We start from the raw sequence: 1,979 nt of genomic DNA, 5'->3' as shown, positions 1-1,979 counted from the left end.
TGTGGAAGCGCTGCAAGGCGTTGAGCTAACGTGTACTAATGCCCCGTGAGGCTTGACCATATAACCCCAAGGGGTCTGGCAACACCAGATCCGGTCGCGATCGAGGCGACACTTGCCGGGTACGCGAGACGTATCGCAGCATGATCCGAATCAGTTGGGCAGTGTGCCGGGTAAGCAGTGAAGGCAACACGGTCCAGCGTCAGTTTTGCCTGACGACCATAGCGAGTGGGAACCACCTGATCCATGCCGAACTCAGAAGTGAAACCGCTTAGCGCCGATGGTAGTGTGGGGTCTCCCCATGTGAGAGTAGGTCATCGTCAGGCATCTATCCGAAACCCCAGCCCGAAGGCTGGGGTTTTTTCTTGTCCGGAAGAAAAACCATACGAGCCACGAGCCACGAATCATGCTCCGTTGGCTTGTCGTCGATGGCTCAGAACTGATACGCAAGGGTAGCCTGGAGTTTGCTGTATTCGGTATCGCTATCACCAATGATGGTCAGCCCTGAGATATTGAAATCGAGGTTGTGGCCTAGTGAATGAGAGGCGCCGATGCGCAGCTCATTGCGATCCTTGTCGTCGTTCTCTATCAGATTGACTTCGCTGTCGACGTCGGCAGTAACGTTGCGATAGTAAAGTGCGCTGGCGTAGATCTGGCCGGCTGGCAACTGGTAACTGAGTTTCAAGCCGCCGAAGACTTCGCCGAGCTGAATGCCGTAATCGGCTCTGGTGCCGAGATAAGTGCCATCGAGCTTATCATCCAGATAGGCGCCACCTGCGGTCAGGCCGAGGTTTGTACGATGGAAGGTCGGCAGAAAATAGGTGCCGGAAGCTCGGGCGCCCCAGCGATCGCCATCCAGATCGATGTCATCGGTCAGATAACGATTGCGACTGTTGCCATCGAGCTCCTGGTAGAGGCCGATGACATCGAAGGCAACGCTGCCCCAATTCTCGCCACTGCCGAAATCGATGGCAGCATAGGGCGCTATCACGTTGCCCCCGAGCTCGACTCGAGCTGCATTGCCATAGGTGGATATATCGACCTCGCTATGGCCGGCTGCCAATCCCAGAAGCGCGCTGCCGTAACGATGCCTGATTTTCTTGTCGACGCCTACGAAGGCCGCCTTGCCGTCGCCATCATAGCGGGTCGTGTCGGCTTGACCCGAGAGATCACTGGCTTCCGAAGCGACCCACAGATTGAGTCCGTGGCTTCCCGCATTGCGATCGTAGCGGCTGAAGCCCGGCTGCATGGCGGCGTTGATCTGGTTGGCGATGATCCCGAAATTCTGGGCCATGGCCTGCTTCTGCGCTCCCCTCAGTGCCATGTCCGTGTCCAGCATGCCGACTTGTGAAGCAATGCTCAGGAGTTCATCACTGGAGAGGCTATTGAACGAAGCGTCGTCGATCAGTACGTTGCCTCCGGCATCGGTCAGCGTGATTGGCGTCGAACCCTTGAATTCCGATAGTGTGGTCCCCTCGGGGAGGGTCAGTGTGATGGGCTGGCCATTCAATTCAGCGTCGAAGACGTTATCGCTCTCCGTTTCGTCCAGCGAGCCGGTCCAGCTCAACGTTACCGGGCGGGTTTCGACGATGCTCGAAATGCTGAATGTCGCTGGTTCTCCACTATTGTCGTAGGCGTCAGAGAGACTCCCGGCATCGGTGCTGACATTGACCGTCGTGCCATCGACATCGAGATTGCTGCTGTCGTTGGCAACCAGCTGTGATAGTGGCGTGACACCATCCGGAGAGCTGACGGTGACTTCGCGCCCGTTGCTCAGTGTGAGCGTCGCCTGGGTGTTGCCAGCGGCGTCCCCTCCCGTTTCGATATCCGGAAGCGCCTCGCCAATCTGAATGAGGTCAGAGAGACTGAAGCCATCAGCGAGAGCCGTCTGGCAAGTGGTCAGTAGTGCGAGTCCGAGAAAAGCCGCTCTTGTATTGATGGTCATACACTCCGATCCCGATGCTCGAATAGGCAAAATTTGT

General features: G+C 57.0%; 1 protein-coding gene and 1 rRNA gene. One reads left to right on the top strand and one right to left on the bottom strand.

Going from position 1 to position 1,979, the window contains the following annotated elements; translation table 11 throughout:
* Nucleotides 1-208 precede the first annotated feature (208 nt).
* Nucleotides 209-323: ribosomal RNA gene (rrf, locus tag IE125_RS03365) — 5S ribosomal RNA — on the top strand.
* Between the two features lie 107 nt (nt 324-430).
* On the opposite strand, the gene IE125_RS03360 is transcribed toward rrf, so the two are convergent.
* Nucleotides 431-1,942 (bottom strand): autotransporter outer membrane beta-barrel domain-containing protein, encoded by a 1,512-nt coding sequence (locus tag IE125_RS03360; protein ID WP_189443145.1) that lies wholly within the window; start codon nt 1,940-1,942, stop codon nt 431-433.
* Nucleotides 1,943-1,979 lie beyond the last annotated feature (37 nt).

The organism is Salinicola rhizosphaerae, assembly GCF_014652715.1.
Lineage (GTDB): Bacteria > Pseudomonadota > Gammaproteobacteria > Pseudomonadales > Halomonadaceae > Salinicola > Salinicola rhizosphaerae.
Note: the sequence above shows the minus strand (reverse complement) of the source record. Positions and strands in the feature narration are given on the sequence as shown.